The organism is Parahoeflea olei (assembly GCF_001703635.1).
Taxonomy (GTDB): Bacteria; Pseudomonadota; Alphaproteobacteria; order Rhizobiales; family Rhizobiaceae; genus Hoeflea; species Hoeflea olei.
Window position 1 is genome coordinate 1 of record NZ_LQZT01000048.1, and the last position, 15,045, is coordinate 15,045.

Below are 15,045 nucleotides of genomic sequence, written 5' to 3' on the forward strand. Positions count from 1 at the left end.
CGCATGACCAGCTTCATGGCCGCCCAATTTGCAGAACTTGACGCACACAATCGATCCTGCCCGCACGATCCGGCCCGATTCGCGCGCTGGATTGGAGCGCCGGCATGGCCCGAGGCTCCGGCCTGAAACCGGCCGGGAACGCATCGCGGCGAACAGAACCGGAAGCTTCCGCCGCCCGATCCAGTCGTCCGAAAACCGGTCCAAGCCTTGTGTCTTCAAACCAGGCAGCGGCCCTCGCGCACCAGGCCGGGCCGGGCCTCCCGGGCGGCCCGATTGCGGCGCACCCGGCTTGCTTAAAAAGCGAAATTTCCTTTTAAAAATAACTCCTTAACCATTCCTGAGATATTATCCTGGCTGTAAAAAATACCATCCCGAGTGGGCATTTCCCCTAATGGCAACAAGCAATTCCATACGTCGACTTGACCCAGCTCAAAGCATTCAGACGATGGAGACCCAGGACCATGACGACATCTATATTCAAACGTTTTGACAACATCCAATTCAAGGTGGTCGGTATAGCCGGCCTGAGCATTATTGGCGTGGTTGCCGCGCTCACCGGCAGTGCGATCTATTTTTCCAATAGCTCCAATGAATTCGCCGCGACGAAAATGGACGCCATCGCGCGCGAGCAGACAACCGAAATTCTGATCAACCGGGCAGCCGCCGAAGCGGGCGAGATCAAGTCCGAGCTGCGGGTCGCCATCGATGCCGCCCGCGAAATGGCGACCTCGTTCTCGGTGCTGGCCGGCAACAGGGCCGGTGCCACACCGCCGATGGCGCGACGCGAGCAGATGAACTCCGTGATGCAGCGGGTTCTCGAGCGCAATCCCACCATCAACGGCGCCTATTCAGCCTGGGAGCCCAATGCGGTCGATGGCAACGACGAGGCCTTCAGGAACCGCAACGACACCGGTGCCGACGCGACCGGCCGGTTTCTGCCGTACTGGACCAGAACAGCCAACGGGAAATACAAGGTCGAGCCGCTCTCCGGCCATGAAGACACGTCGATGGGGTCGAACGGGTTGCAGACGGGGGTCTGGTATCTCGACCCGCGGGCGACCGGAAAGGAACGCATAGTCGGTCCCCTGACCTATCCGGCGGAAGGCAAGGTCGAATCCCTCGCCACCTTCGCCATCCCGGTGATGATCGACGGCAAATTCCGCGGCATAACCGGAGCCAACTTCAATCTCGGCTTCATCCAGGAGCTGGCGACCACCGTCAACCAGTCGCTCTTCGAGGGCAAGGGCTCCGTGGTCATCATCAGCGACAATGGCTTGATCATCGCCAACAGCACCGATGCCAGCCTGATCGGGAAGGACGTGTCGCAAGCCGGCGCTGAGTGGGCCAAAAGCATGGAGGCGGTAACGGCCGCCAAGCCGCTCGCAATCGATGACCCTGCCCGGGACAACATCAACGTCTACTCGCCGATCGAACTGAGCGCCGATGGCGCGCCCTGGTCCTTCGCCATCTCCGTTCCGCGTGATGTCGCGCTGGCCCAGGTCACGGCCCTGACCGCCAATCTGTCGGAACAGGCCTCCTTTGCGACACTGGTTCAGGCCGGCATCGGCATCGCCATTGCGATTGTCGCTTGCCTTGTCATGGCCGTTGCCGCGCGCAACATCGCAAAGCCCATCGAGAAGATCACCGCGGCCATGAAGGACCTGGTCAATGGCGACACGCACGCTCCGATTCCCTTCCAGGACCGGGGTGACGAGGTCGGGCAGATCGCCAATGCCGTGTCGGTGTTCCGCGACAATGCCATCGAGCGCAAGCGCCTTGAACAGGAAGCCGAGGCCAATCGCAGCATGGGCGAGACGGAGCGCCTGGAGCGCGACGCGCAAAAGGCCAGGGAAGCCGCCGACGTGCAGTTTGCCGTCGACAATCTCGCTGCCGGCCTGACCAAGCTTTCCGATGGCGACGTGTCCTACCGCATCGACACGCCTTTCGTGGAAAGCCTCGATTCCGTTCGGCGGGACTTCAATCAATCCGCGGAGAAGCTGCAGATGGCGCTGCAGGTCGTGGCCCGGAATGCCGACGGCATCAATGCCGGCGCCAGGGAGATCAAGTCTTCCTCCGACGACCTCTCCCGGCGCACGGAACAACAGGCCGCCGCGCTGGAAGAAACCGCTGCCGCCCTGGAAGAGATCACCACGACGGTCCGGAACTCGAGCGATCGCGCCCAGGAGGCGGGACACCTTGTCGAACGCACCAAGACCGGGGCCGAGGAGTCGGGACAGGTGGTCAGCCGCGCGGTGGAAGCCATGCAGCGGATCGAGCACTCCTCCGGCGAAATCGCCAACATCATCTCGGTGATCGACGAAATCGCGTTCCAGACAAACCTTCTGGCACTGAATGCTGGGGTGGAAGCAGCCCGCGCCGGCGAGGCCGGCAGGGGGTTCGCGGTCGTCGCTCAGGAAGTTCGTGAACTGGCACAGCGTTCCGCCAAGGCCGCCAAGGAGATCAACACCCTGATCACCAATTCCAACGAGCAGGTGCGCGAAGGTGTCGAGCTCGTGGGCAACACCGGCTCCGCCCTGGAGAAGATCGCAGGCGAGGTGCAGGAGATCAACAAGCACGTGAAGGCGATCGTCGAATCCGCAGCGGAGCAATCCTCTGGCATTCAGCAGATCAACGCGGCCATCAACCAGATGGACCAGGACACGCAGAAGAATGCCGCGATGGTCGAACAGACCACCGCAGCCAGCCACGATCTGGCGAGCGAAGCGGCGTCGCTGAACGAGCTTCTGCGACAGTTCAAGCTGGGAACGGATGGGGAGGCTTCGCGCGCGGCGCCTGCCGCCGGAAGTGGTGACACCTCTCCTGTCAGGGCGATGGGTCGGAAGATTGCCGCAGCCTTCTCCGGCAACACGGCTCTCAAAGCCCAGAACGACGCCTGGGACGACTTCTAGGCCGCTCCCCGGTCCGAACCTGCCCGTCCCCCCGCAGCATGCCGGGGGGCGGGCAAAGGCAGGGCTGGCCGGTTGACCGAGACCGGTTTTCGACCCTTGCGCGACCCGAACCGGCTCTGCGCCTGGGCTCCGGGCCTTCGTCGCTCACATCAGTGCACCGGACTGATGTCTCCGCTCAGGCGGACCGCTCTTGGCCCTTCGATTTGGCTCCGGGCCTTCGTCGCTGAAATCAGTCCACCGGACTGATGTCTCCGCTCAGGCGGGCCGCTCTTGGCCCTTCGCTTTGGCTTCGGGCGTTCGTCGCTGAAATCAGTCCACCGGACTGATTTCTCCGCCCAGGCGGACCGCTCTTGGCCCTTCGCTTTGGCTTCGGGCGTTCGTCGCTGAAATCAGTCCACTGGACTGATTTCTCCGCCCAGGCGGACCGCTCCTCACTCCTCGAACACCAGGCCTTCGGGGTCGGCGCCCATGTCCTTGAGCGCATCGTTGATGCTTTCGACCATGCCGTCGGGACCGCAGACATAGAAATGCTGGTCGGTGCTGCCGATCAGGCGCTCGAGCATCGGCTTGTCGATGCGGCCGTGTTCGAAGCCGCCCTTGTTCTCGCCGGAGAGCACATAGACCACGTCGAGGCCCGGCATGGCGTCGAACTCGTCACGCAGGATGATGTCGGCCTCGCGCTTGTTGGCGAAGATCAGCCGGTGGCCGGACAATTCGCCGCGGTCGCGCAGCATCCGCAGGATGGCGATGAAAGGGGTGACGCCCGCGCCGCCGGCGATGAAGGTGCCCCTGCCCTTGTATTCGATCGTGCCCCAGGGATCGCCGACGATGAAACTGTCGCCCACCTTGAGCGTGCCGATCTGTTCGGTAAGCCCATTGTGCTCGGGGTAGATCTTGATGGTGAACTGCAGATCGTCCCAGTCGGGCAGCGCGGTGAAGGTGAAGGGGTGGCCCGCGTCGCGCCAGCCGTCGCGGTCGATCCCGACTTCCGCCGCCTGCCCGGGCGTGAATGCGAAACCTTCGGGTTTTTCGAAGGTGAACTGGCGGACATTGTGGGTGACGTCGAGGATTTTCGTGATGGCAAGCGTATGGGCCAAGGCATTGCTCCTTCTGTTCGTGGAAGGGCAATGCGCAAGGCAGGGAGATGGTTCCGGACGCGCGGTTGGCGGTGGCGGCTCAGAAGGATTTCGAGAACCTGGCTGCCACTCCATGGCTTTGCGTCCCGGCGCTCAGCTCGCCCTGGTAATCGAGGTTGACGATCGCGCCACCGGCAAAATCCAGCCTGAGCCCGGCCTCCATCTGCAGACTGTCGCGATCGAGCGGCACGCCAGAAATCGTGAAAGCGCTGCCGGACGCGAAGCGCATGGTCGCGGACGGCTCGGGATCGCCCACCAGGTGGGACCAGCCCAGCGAGCCGCGGAGCGAGGCGCTGTAGCTCTCGCCTGCGACCACCTGCCGCTCGGCGCGCAGGCCGAGGGTGGTGACGCCAAGGGTCTGGCTGGTGGAGGCGACGGAGAGCGCTGCGGCACCGCCGGTCTCGGTGAAGCCGCTGCTGCGCTGATGCACCAGGGCGAAGCCGGCGAAGGGCTCGAACCGGGCAAGCGGCGTGTCGAAGGAATAGCCAGCCTCGCCGAAGAGCTGCGTGGTGGAGGCGGTGTAGTCCGCGCTCAGAACGGTGCCGAGCGCGCCGACCGTGACAGTGCGGCTCATCGAGACATCGTGCAGCGCGTGGCTGGCGCCCAGCCGCAGGCCGACGGCGCCGAGTTGACCGCCGCCATAGACGCCGACCGTGTAGCTGTCGGCGTCGCCCGAGGACGAGCGGGACTCGACCGCGAAACTGGTGTTGCCGTAGCCTGCCATCAGCCCGCCGCGCCAGCCGGAGGCTATGTCGGTATCGGCACCGAAGAAGAAGCCGCCGGTGCTGTGGTCGAGGGCAGCGGCATTGCCGTTGCCGCGGATCTCGCTCCAGCCGCCATAGCCGTGGCCCCAGATGACGGCGCCGCCGTCATGTCGGGCATCTCCGTCTCCGATTACGGCCGGGGCCGGCCCATATGCGGAAGAGAGGCCTTCGAAGGCATCGCGAATGCGGTTGCTGGCGGCATTGCGGGCAAACCTGCCGGCCTGGATGAAGCTTGCCGTGACGGAGGCATGGATCTCTCCTGACAGGCTGTCGAAGGCCGTTCGCGCACCCTCGGCGCTGAGCCCGAGGACGGCGTCATAGACCGCGTTGCCGGCGCTGAGGCTGCTTAGCCCCCTGGCCACGGCATTCTGGTTTGCGGTCCTGCCGATGGTGTCGAAGGATGATGCATTGCGCGTCAGCGTCAGGGTCACGGCCTTGGGGCCATAGCCCACGGCCGCGTCGAGGAAGGCAAAGTTTTCGGTGACCGTGCCAAACTGGCCGGTCACAGCCGTGCCCGCCGTTATGATCGTGTAGGCCGTGGACGGGGCATAGCTGGAACCGTCGTCCGTGCCGTTCTCCGCCAGAATGGTGAGCGTGGCGCCATTGTCGATGGTCACGGTGCCGGTGGCGGCGAGCGTGTCGGAATTGCCCGCATTGTCGACCTCGACGGCATAGGTGGACCCGGCAGCGAAATCGGCATTGCCGGCGACAGTGAGCGTGCCGATGGAATTGCCCGGTGCGATCGTGCTGCCGGCACCGGCGGTGAAGCCGCCAATGGTGCCGGATCCGCCCAGGCTGCCGCCATTCAGGGTAACCGCACCGATGCTGCCGTTGACCACAAGCCAGCCGCCGGACACGGTCGTGCCGCCGGTATGGGTGTTGGTGCCGGTCAGCGTCAGCGTGCCGGTTCCGGATTTGGTGAGACTGCCGGTGCCGGAGATGACACCCTCATAGGTCAGGGCATCGGAACGGTTGAAGATCAGCGCCGAATTGTTGGTGATGTCGCCAGTGACGCTCCCCGATGTGCCGCCATTGCCGATCTGCAGCGTGCCAGCGGAAATCGTGGTGCCGCCGGTGTGGGTGCCCGCCCCGGTGAGCGTCAGCGTGCCCGCACCGGACTTGGTGAGCGATCCCGTGCCGGACATATTGCCGGCATAGGTCAGGGCATCGCTGCGGTTGAAGACCAGCGCGGCGTCGTTGACGATATCGCCGGCGAGACTGCCCGACGTGCCGCCGTCGCCGATCTCAAGCGTGCCAGCCAAGACCATTGTGCCGCCTGCATAGGTGTTCGCGCCCGTCAGCGTCAGCGTGCCGGCACCGGATTTGGTCAGCGAGCCCGTGCCGCTGATCAAGCCGGCATAGGTCAAGCCATCCGAGCGATCGAAGATCAGGGCGGAATTGTTGACGATATCGCCAACCAGACTGCCCGACATGCCGCCGTCGCCGATTCGAAGCGTGCCGCCGGAAATCGTGGTGCCGCCGGCATAGGTGTTCGCGCCCGTCAGCGTCAGCGTGCCGGCACCGGATTTGGTCAGTGAACCGGTCCCGCTGATTACACCGGCATAGCTGGTGGTGCCTGACTGGTTCACGGTGAGGCCGGCGTTGCCCAGCGCAACAGTTCCGCCCGAGCCGGAAAGCGACGACATCGTGAGATCGTGACCGTTGAGATCAAGTGTGCCGCCATTGACCGTGTAGGCCGTATTCGCGGCGAAGGCGCCCGCCGAGCCGGCCCGCAAGCTGCCGGCTTCGACCGTCGTGCCGCCGGTATGGGCGTTGGTGCCTGTCAGGGTCCAGGTGGAGGTACCCGTCTTCGATAGGCGTTCGAAGCCGGTGTATTTGGTGCCGATTTCACCGGCATCGAAGCTCGTGCCCGGGGTGGTGTCGCCGCCAAAGACAAGCGTGTCGCTGCTGCCACCCGCGACGACATTGCCGGTGATGGTCGATCCGTTTCCCAGTTCCAGCGTGTTGGTGCCGGAGGTGAATTCGATGGCATTGGCGCGGGTACTGCCGCTGCTGGAGAGCCCGCCGGAAATCGTGCCACTGTTGACGATGGTCAGGCCTGAGCCGGTGATGCCGGCGCCGCCTGCGGCATCCCCCCGGCCCGAGCCGCCGTCGCCGCCCGTAATACTATTGTTGTTGATCACCGTCACGCCGGACACGGATGTGGAGAGGCCTGCTCCGCCCGAGCCGCCATAGCCGAGGGAGCCGTCGGTACTATAGGCCCCATGGGCGCCGCCCAATCCACCCTGACCACCATCGCCACCCGTGACAACGGCATTATTGGTGATCTCGACGGCAGCATTCACGGCGACGCCATGCCCACCTTCGCCACCGCCACCACCACCACCGCCGCCGCCGAATGGCGCCGTGTCACCACCATTGGTCCCATTGCCACCGTCCTCCCCCGTCATCGCACCCAAGACCACTGCCGGGATAATGATTACCGTTCCGTGGTTTCCCCCCCTGCCGCCATCCCCGCCTGCGCTGCCAGAGCCTGTCGTGGCACCGGTTCCGCCTGCAAAGCCGCCGGCAGCGCCCCCACCGCCACCGCCATTGCCTGCCCCCTCTTTGCCGGCGGTCCCATCGCTTCCGCCGCTTCCCGCTGTACCGCCAGCACCGCCGCGCCCTGGGGTGGAAAAACCGCCGGCTGGGCCTTGTCCACCATCGCCACCCCGGCCACCACCGGCCTGAGCGGCTCCGGCCCCCAGGGAGGCCGAAATGGCAAGCGCGGTGCTGAGCAGAAGAGCGGTCCTGAAACTGCGTGATGTGCCCGGTCGCGCCCGGCCCGCCGTTATGCAAGCCCTGCCAGTCGTTGCGTTTCGTGTGACCATGGTTTCCCCTCCGCGTGGCACCACGCTGTCAGGCGCCGGCATCCCGCCAGAAAGGCAGGACGCGGCAGCCGCGGCGCAAATTGATCCATTGGCCGTCTTTTGGCGCGGGAGAGCCGGAGGAGCTATCCCCTGTTTAGGGGTTATTGTTTGTTTTCAATTCCTTGCCGAGCCACAAGGCCATCAGGCTAGAGCGGCTGGAGACCCCGTATTTGCGGAAGATCCGCTTGACATGGTCGTGGGTGGTGTGCGGGCTCTGGTTGTTCTGCGCGGCAATCTGCTTCTCGGTCAGGCCAAGCAGGAGGCCCTGAAGAACCGCCTGCTCGGTTGCCGTCAGCGGGGAAGAGGCCACGCCTGCGCCTTCTCCAAGCATCTGATGCTTGTAGAACCAGCGGATCCCCCGCAGGGCATGCGAGACAAAAATCTGTTCCTGCTGGGAGAAGTCCGGCTTGGCGAAGCTGCGGTGAAAGCCGATCTGGATTTCCGCGTCCTGATTGATCGGAATGCCGGCCCAGATGGAATCCTTGCGGTCGAGCGCCCGGTAGAAGCGCTGGTAGGACGGGCCTTCGAACCATTCGGGCGTCGCAAGCTCGTTCAACAGCATGACCCGGAAGCTGCCCGCGAGCTCCACATTGCGGATCGTGGTGATATCGGGCTCTCCCTTCTCCATTTCCGCGAAGGCCTCGTCGATCGCCGGGCCGGTGTTCACACAGGGCACCAGGGTGAAGCGCGTGCGCGGACGCCAGCCTTTCATCGGGTCGCGGGTTTGGCCCGATCCGAGCCGGACACACGCGATCCAGTCCGCATTCTGGGCGTCGATCAAGGTGCAGAGCGTCTTGAGCAGGAACGAGCGGGACGCCCATATGTCCCCGGCGTCAAAATCCGCGAGGTCATCCCAGAGAGTGTAGATTTCGTCCGCATTGGGCAGGTCGGCAAGCATGCCGGCAAGGTAGTGCAACGACAGCCGGCAGGACAATCCCGATCCTGGCTCACGCAGGCAAATGCCGGCATTTTGCACGGCTCATGTTGCGTACGCTCAACTGCGCCCCGATTGACGGCATCAGGCCAGCCATCAAGCAAAAAGCCCCCGGACCAGCGCGATCCGGGGGCTTTTCCATGTCTTTCGTCCGGAGCGGGTGTCCGCCCCGGCGCAATGCCGGCGCTTACTCGCCGGAGATTTCCTGGCCGGTTTCCTGGTCGACGACCTTCATCGACAGGCGCACCTTGCCGCGTTCGTCGAAGCCCAGCAGCTTGACCCAGACCTTCTGGCCTTCCTTGACCACGTCGGAGGTCTTGGCCACGCGCTCGGAGGCGAGCTGCGAGATGTGGACCAGGCCGTCCTTGGGACCGAAGAAGTTCACGAAGGCGCCGAAATCGGCGACCTTGACCACGGTGCCCTCATAGATCACGCCGACTTCGGGTTCGGCGACGATCGAGTGGATCCACTTCTTGGCGGCCTCGATCTCCTTGCCCGAGGACGAGGCGATCTTGATGGTGCCGTCGTCGTCGATGTTGATCTTGGCGCCGGTCTTCTCGACGATCTCGCGGATGATCTTGCCGCCGGTGCCGATCACGTCGCGGATCTTGTCGACCGGAATGGTCATGACTTCGATGCGCGGGGCGAATTCGCCGAGCTGGCCACGGCTTTCGGAGAGCGCGTTGCCCATTTCGCCGAGGATGTGCAGGCGGCCACCCTTGGCCTGGCCAAGCGCGATCTGCATGATTTCCTCGGTGATGCCGTCGATCTTGATGTCCATCTGCAGCGCGGTGATGCCGTCGGCGGTGCCGGCAACCTTGAAGTCCATGTCGCCCAAGTGGTCTTCGTCACCCAGGATGTCGGACAGGACGGCGAACTGGTCGCCTTCCTTGATCAGGCCCATGGCGATGCCGGCGACCGGCTTTGCGAGCGGCACGCCGGCATCCATCAGCGCGAGCGAGGTGCCGCAGACGGTGGCCATCGATGAGGAGCCGTTCGATTCGGTGATTTCGGAGACCACGCGCACGGTGTAGGGGAACTGCTCGGCGGCGGGCATCATCGGGTGGATGGCGCGCCAGGCGAGCTTGCCATGGCCGATTTCGCGGCGGCCGGGCGAGCCGGTGCGGCCGGTTTCACCGACCGAATAGGGCGGGAAGTTGTAGTGCAGCATGAAGGTGGCCTTGTAGGTCCCCGTCAGGCTGTCGACATACTGCTCGTCCTCGCCGGTGCCGAGCGTGGCAACCACGATGGCCTGGGTCTCGCCGCGGGTGAACAGCGCCGAGCCGTGGGTGCGCGGCAGCAGGCCCACTTCCGAGACGATCGGGCGCACGGTCTCGAGATCGCGGCCGTCGATGCGGCTCTTGGTCTCAAGGATCGCGCCACGGACGACCTTGGCCTGCAGCGACTTGAACACCGCGCCGATGACTTCCGACGCATAGCGGGGCTCTTCGCCCTCGGCCGGTGCGAAATGGGCCTTGACCTTGTCCTTGACGGCATCGATCGCGGCGTAGCGGGCGGCCTTGTCGGTGTTGGTGTAGGCGGCGCGCAGGTCGGCTTCGCACATCGCGAGCATTTCGGCTTCGAGCTCGGAGTGATCCGGAGCGGTGAAGTCGCGCGGCTCCTTGGCGGCAGCTTCGGCGAGCTGGATGATCGCGTCGATCACCGGCTGGAAGCTCTTGTGGCCGAACATGACGGCGCCGAGCATGACGTCTTCGGCCAGTTCCTTGGCTTCCGATTCCACCATCAGCACGGCATCCGAGGTGCCGGCGACGACGAGATCGAGATCCGATTCCGGCATTTCATCGACATGCGGGTTGAGCACGTACTGGCCGTTGATGTAGCCGACGCGGGCACCGGCGATCGGACCCATGAAGGGGATGCCGGAGAGCGTCAGGGCAGCGGAAGCTGCGACCATGGCGAGCACGTCGGGATTGTTCTCGAGATCGTGCTGCAGAACGGTGATGATGATCTGCGTGTCGTTCTTGTAGCCCTCGGGGAACAGCGGGCGCAGCGGGCGGTCGATCAGGCGCGAGACCAGCGTTTCGTTCTCGCTCGGACGGCCTTCACGCTTGAAATAGCCGCCGGGGATCTTGCCGGCCGCGTAGGTCTTTTCCTGGTAGTTGACGGTCAGCGGAAAGAAATCCTGGCCGGGCTTGGGCGACTTGGCGGAAACGACGGTGGCGAGCACCACGGTTTCACCATAGGTGGCGATCACGGCGCCATCGGCCTGACGGGCAACCTTGCCGGTTTCCAGGATGAGCGGACGGCCGCCCCATTCAATCTCGACCTTGTGGGTATCGAACATGTCTTGTCCTTCATATGCGGACATCTGGCCCGACCGGTGCGGCCGCGCGGCGGATGTCCTTCGTGGTTTCTGAGCCATCATGGGCAAGACAGCGGGAGGCTTTGCGAGGAGCCGCCCGGAAAAGGCGGCAAAAGCATCCGGCAATCCTGCCCCATGACGGGCCATTTCAGTGTCCCGAGCCGGCTTTTCGGCCCTCCGGACGGTTCTGGCGCGACAATCAGGCTATTTTCAGGGCCTGGCGGCGTCACGCCTCGAAATTGCGGCCCCGGGACGATGCACGGGACCCCTTAAGGAATGCGGCGGGCGGGGCCTGGGCCCGACCCGCCGACACAGTGCCTTAGCGGCGGATGCCCAGACGGGCGATCAGCGCAGCGTAGCGCGCTTCGTCCTTGCGCTTGACATAGTCAAGCAGCGAACGGCGCGTGGAAACCATGGTCAACAGCCCGCGCCGTGAATGGTTGTCCTTCTTGTTGGACTTGAAGTGCTCGGTCAGGTTGTTGATCCGCTCGGTGAGGATGGCAACCTGGACTTCGGGGGACCCGGTGTCGCCGGGCTTCGTGGCATATTCCTGGATCAGCGCAGCCTTGCGCTCAGCAGTGATCGACATCGTCAAATCCTTTCGGTCTGGGATGGATATGGCGCCCGCTGCCGGGATGTCGTCCAGCAGGGGCCTCGAAGTGCAAGGCCGCCGAAGCGAGCTTGACGGCTGGCCTATAGGGCAATTCCGGCCGAAATGGAAGGGATTTCTAAAAAGCGGGCCCCGGCGCAGCCGCGAAGCCGGGCGTGGCAAACCCGGACGTCAGCAGCCGCGCTTGAGATAGGCGTCCGGCACAGCCTCTATCCAGGCAACCGATCCGGCATCGTCCGCGGAGACGTAGGGGCCGTCGGCGACACAGTAGAAGCCGTCGCGCATGCCGTCGAGATCGGAGGTGTTGACGACCCGCGACCCGGCACCGCCGCCGACCTGCGGTCCGCCGAGTTCGATCAGGTTGCGCCGGGCCTCGAGCCGGCTCGAAGAGCAGCCGAGGATGATGTACCAGCCGCATCCCTCGGCATCGAAGCCGGGCGCCTGCGCAGCGGCGGGTGTGGACAGCCCCGGCCCGGCCGCGGCCAGGACCAGAGAAACGGCCATTGCGAAATGTGTGGCTTTCATGGTCTTTTCCCCCTTGCCCAAGTTTGCCCGAGCCGAAGGAGACGGGCAAGCGGGCTTCGCCTGGGCGCCATCCAAGCGGACGGCGCCGAAACGAGGCAGCGGGAAAAGGCAGAAGGACCGTTTTGGCAGATGAGCAAGACCAGACAGATGCGGCTCACGCAGCGCCATGTCGACCGTGTCCAGCGCGCCGTGGCCGATCCCGGGCCGAAGCTGCTGCCGGGATTCCGGACGGCCACGGACGCCGATTATGCCGAGGCGGTCGCGGGAATGCTGGCGACGCGCCCCGAAGGCGGCTTCTGGCTGTTCGGCTACGGATCGCTGATCTGGCGGCCGGAAACGGCGCATGAGGAGAAGCGGATGGCGCGCGCCATCGGCTGGCACCGGCGTTTCTGCCTCGGGCCCGACTACCGCTATCGCGGCAGCCACGATCACCCCGGGCTGATGATGGCGCTCGACCGCGGAGGCAGTTGCACCGGCATGGCCTACCGCCTGCCGGAAGCGGGGCTGGAACAGGAGCTGCACCGGCTGATCCGGCGGGAGCTGAGCCAGTTGCCGTCGGCGTTTCCCTGGCGCTGGATCCGGATCAGGACCGAGGAAGGGCCGCTCACCGCACTGACCTTCGCCATGGACCGCAACAGCCCGCGCTATGTCGCGGGGCTGCCGGACGAGGAGGTGGCGGCGGTGCTCGCCACCGCCTGCGGCTATCTCGGTTCGATGGCCGAATATCTCTTTTCGACGGTCAGCATGCTCGAAAGCCTCGGCATCCATGACCGCAGCCTGTGGCGACTGCAGGCGCTGGTGGCCGCGCACATCGAAAAGCTCGAACAGCGAGGTTGTGACGCGCCGGCCGTCAGGCCTTGAACACCCGACGGGGACGGAATTCGCCGCCGGCGACCTCGCCGATCGACAGCAGCGCGCCGCGCACATAGGCGCAGGCGTCGTCGGTGGCGACCGGGGCGTCGCGGCCCCTCAGGATCACCGGATTGCCCATGCGGATGCGGTGGGCCTGGTCCTCGCTCAGGTCGATGCGCGGCAGCATCGACAGTGCCTCGCCGGCAGGCACCAGATAGGCGTCGAGCCGGGCCAGCCGTTCGGCCTCGTCCTCGATCTCCTCGAGCGCGACCAGATCGGCGAGCGGCACCATGTCCTCTTCCGAGAACGGGGCGACCATGGTGCGGCGCAGACCGGAGACATGGCCGTAGCAGCCGAGCTCGCGGCCGAAATCGCGTGCCAGCGCGCGGACATAGGTGCCCTTGCCGCACTCGACCTCGAACACGGCGTGATCGGCATCGGGGCAGCCCACAAGCGTGATGCGATGGATTTCGACCTCGCGCGCCGGGATTTCCACGGTCTCCCCGTCGCGGGCCATGTCGTAGGCGCGCTCCCCGGCGATCTTGACTGCCGAAAAGGCCGGCGGCACCTGTTCGATCACGCCGGTATAGGACGGCAGGATCGCCTCGATCGCGGCGCGGTCGGGACGGATGTCCGACTGCGCGGTCACGGTGCCTTCGAGATCGTCGGTGGTGCGTTCCTCGCCCCAGGCGACGGTGAATTCATAGATCTTCCGGCCGTCCATCACATAGGGGACGGTCTTGGTGGCGTCGCCGAGCGCGATCGGCAGCATGCCCGAGGCCAGCGGATCGAGCGTGCCGGCATGGCCCGCCTTGTCGGCCTTGAACAGCCACTTGATCTTGGAGACAGCCTCGGTGGAGCCGAAATCCCAGGGCTTGTCCAGCACCAGCCAGCCGGTGACGGGCCGGCCCTTCTTCTTGCCGCGACGCGCCATCTCAGTTGTTCCCTTCGTCCGCGGAACCGCTGCCGTCTCCGGCGGCGTCCTCATCGCCATGATCGAGATCGCGGGCGACCTCGGGGGATTTGAGCAGGTTGTCGATGCGCTGGTAATTGGCGAAGCTGGTGTCGTCGCGGAACCTGAGTTCGGGAATCGTGCGCATCTGCCGCAGATCCGGCGACACCCGGCCGCGGATGAAGCGGGCATTGCGGTTGAGCGCGGCGATGGTCTCGGTGTGGTCCTCGACGCCGAGCGGCGTGACATAGGCGGTGGCCACCGACAGGTCCGGCGACATCCGCACCTCGGTCACGGAGACCAGCGTGTTGGACAGCACCGGATCGCGGATTTCACCGCGCTGGAGCACCTGGGTGATGGCGGCACGGACCTGTTCGCCGACACGCAGCATGCGCTGGGAAGGAGCGGAGGAGGAGGATTTGCTCATGGATTCTTATTTCTTTGTTTCGAGGAAACGCAAAACCGTCTCGATCGCTATTCGCTCAGCGGAAGTTTCCACGGAATTCCTGATAGTTGTGTTCATTGAGGCCAGAAGGGCTTTCAATTGCCCATTGTGGTCGTCGACTGATCTTTGAAGCTCCTCGACGCGTTTGCGGAGTTCACGGTTCTCTTCTTCAAGGCGGGATACCGAACGCTCCAGGCGAAGTATATTCTTCACCAATTCAGCAGCGCGGCGCCATCCAAACGCACTATCCTTCTCAGGCACATCGCCAGAAGGACCGCTTGGTGGGCTACTTGGCGTTTCAGGCACTTTGGTCGATCCAGCCGAGTTTCTTAAGCTCCATCCAATTCCGCTCGATATCGCGGCTTATGACTTCGTTCTTTCCGGCTGCACGAATGTTCCAGAGCGCGAGGTCCTGGATATGGGCATCCAAGGAATCGCCAAGTGCAGCGAGCACCGGCGATGCGTTCTCCAGGGCAGCTGCCATCACTGCCGTCTTTGGCGCATCGCTGCCGGCGATCCCGGCAAATGCCGGATGTGTTTTCGCCAACTCGAAGCAGGCCGATATAAAATCCATCCGGTCCGCATAGTCCTGATCCCGCGCCACTTCCGAGAACCTGCCCGCGGCATCGGACGCAGCCCAATCCTTGGTCATCCGATCATGCAACGCATTTGCCATCCGTCAGCTCCCATGAAAAATACTCACGGCCACGGCGCCATTATAGCGC

The 15,045-nt window shown here is 64.6% G+C and carries 14 protein-coding genes; 3 read left to right on the forward strand and 11 right to left on the reverse strand.

Going from position 1 to position 15,045, the window contains the following annotated elements; translation table 11 throughout:
* Positions 1 to 204 (reverse strand): hypothetical protein (locus tag AWJ14_RS22585; RefSeq protein WP_210183567.1); only part of this gene is annotated, 204 nt, incomplete at its 3' end.
* A 215-nt stretch (positions 205 to 419) separates the two neighbouring features.
* Between AWJ14_RS22585 and AWJ14_RS18490 the strand changes: the two genes are divergently transcribed.
* Positions 420 to 2,909, forward strand: a complete 2,490-nt coding sequence (locus tag AWJ14_RS18490; RefSeq protein ID WP_245304364.1) for a methyl-accepting chemotaxis protein — start codon at positions 420 to 422, stop codon at positions 2,907 to 2,909.
* A 431-nt stretch (positions 2,910 to 3,340) separates the two neighbouring features.
* Here AWJ14_RS18490 and AWJ14_RS18495 read toward each other — a convergent pair whose 3' ends face one another.
* Together AWJ14_RS18495 and AWJ14_RS18500 are read right to left on the reverse strand one after the other, a co-directional pair.
* Positions 3,341 to 4,006 (reverse strand): ferredoxin reductase domain-containing protein, encoded by a 666-nt coding sequence (locus AWJ14_RS18495; RefSeq protein ID WP_066182827.1) that lies wholly within the window; start codon positions 4,004 to 4,006, stop codon positions 3,341 to 3,343.
* A 79-nt stretch (positions 4,007 to 4,085) separates the two neighbouring features.
* Positions 4,086 to 7,049 (reverse strand): autotransporter outer membrane beta-barrel domain-containing protein, encoded by a 2,964-nt coding sequence (locus AWJ14_RS18500; RefSeq protein WP_210183568.1) that lies wholly within the window; start codon positions 7,047 to 7,049, stop codon positions 4,086 to 4,088.
* Here AWJ14_RS18500 and AWJ14_RS22590 point away from each other — a divergent pair.
* Entirely contained in the window at positions 7,035 to 7,574 is a 540-nt protein-coding gene (locus AWJ14_RS22590; RefSeq protein ID WP_210183569.1) for a hypothetical protein, read from the forward strand. The two genes, AWJ14_RS18500 and AWJ14_RS22590, sit on opposite strands and share 15 nt — an antisense overlap.
* 199 nt (positions 7,575 to 7,773) lie before the next feature.
* On the opposite strand, the gene AWJ14_RS18510 is transcribed toward AWJ14_RS22590, so the two are convergent.
* The 4 genes from AWJ14_RS18510 to AWJ14_RS18525 form a co-directional block, all read right to left on the reverse strand.
* The gene (locus tag AWJ14_RS18510; RefSeq protein ID WP_245304366.1) at positions 7,774 to 8,613 is read right to left on the reverse strand and encodes a helix-turn-helix transcriptional regulator; all 840 of its coding nucleotides are present in this window, start codon (positions 8,611 to 8,613) and stop codon (positions 7,774 to 7,776) included.
* Positions 8,614 to 8,800: 187 nt separating this feature from the next.
* On the reverse strand, positions 8,801 to 10,918 hold the full coding sequence (gene pnp / locus AWJ14_RS18515; protein ID WP_066182836.1) for a polyribonucleotide nucleotidyltransferase: 2,118 nt from the start codon (positions 10,916 to 10,918) through the stop codon (positions 8,801 to 8,803).
* A gap of 337 nt (positions 10,919 to 11,255) precedes the next feature.
* On the reverse strand, positions 11,256 to 11,525 hold the full coding sequence (rpsO, locus tag AWJ14_RS18520; protein WP_066182838.1) for a 30S ribosomal protein S15: 270 nt from the start codon (positions 11,523 to 11,525) through the stop codon (positions 11,256 to 11,258).
* 192 nt (positions 11,526 to 11,717) lie between these two features.
* Positions 11,718 to 12,071 (reverse strand): hypothetical protein, encoded by a 354-nt coding sequence (locus AWJ14_RS18525; RefSeq protein WP_066182840.1) that lies wholly within the window; start codon positions 12,069 to 12,071, stop codon positions 11,718 to 11,720.
* A gap of 129 nt (positions 12,072 to 12,200) precedes the next feature.
* Here AWJ14_RS18525 and AWJ14_RS18530 point away from each other — a divergent pair, with 129 nt between their 5' ends.
* Positions 12,201 to 12,932: a gamma-glutamylcyclotransferase gene (locus AWJ14_RS18530; RefSeq protein WP_066182845.1), complete on the forward strand. Its 732-nt coding sequence runs from the start codon at positions 12,201 to 12,203 to the stop codon at positions 12,930 to 12,932.
* Here the strand turns inward: AWJ14_RS18530 and truB are convergent.
* Genes truB through AWJ14_RS18545 form a run of 4 tightly spaced genes read right to left on the reverse strand, consistent with a single transcriptional unit; the run spans position 12,922 to position 14,996 of the window.
* Complete coding sequence (truB, locus tag AWJ14_RS18535) at positions 12,922 to 13,857, reverse strand: tRNA pseudouridine(55) synthase TruB (RefSeq protein ID WP_066182848.1); 936 nt, start codon at positions 13,855 to 13,857, stop codon at positions 12,922 to 12,924. The genes AWJ14_RS18530 and truB overlap by 11 nt on opposite strands.
* Before the next feature lies 1 nt (position 13,858).
* On the reverse strand, positions 13,859 to 14,302 hold the full coding sequence (rbfA, locus tag AWJ14_RS18540; RefSeq protein ID WP_083220360.1) for a 30S ribosome-binding factor RbfA: 444 nt from the start codon (positions 14,300 to 14,302) through the stop codon (positions 13,859 to 13,861).
* Positions 14,303 to 14,308: 6 nt separating this feature from the next.
* Positions 14,309 to 14,626 (reverse strand): hypothetical protein, encoded by a 318-nt coding sequence (locus AWJ14_RS22295; protein ID WP_139112699.1) that lies wholly within the window; start codon positions 14,624 to 14,626, stop codon positions 14,309 to 14,311.
* Complete coding sequence (locus AWJ14_RS18545) at positions 14,619 to 14,996, reverse strand: hypothetical protein (RefSeq protein ID WP_139112700.1); 378 nt, start codon at positions 14,994 to 14,996, stop codon at positions 14,619 to 14,621. Before AWJ14_RS18545 ends, AWJ14_RS22295 begins: the two co-directional genes overlap by 8 nt.
* Positions 14,997 to 15,045 lie beyond the last annotated feature (49 nt).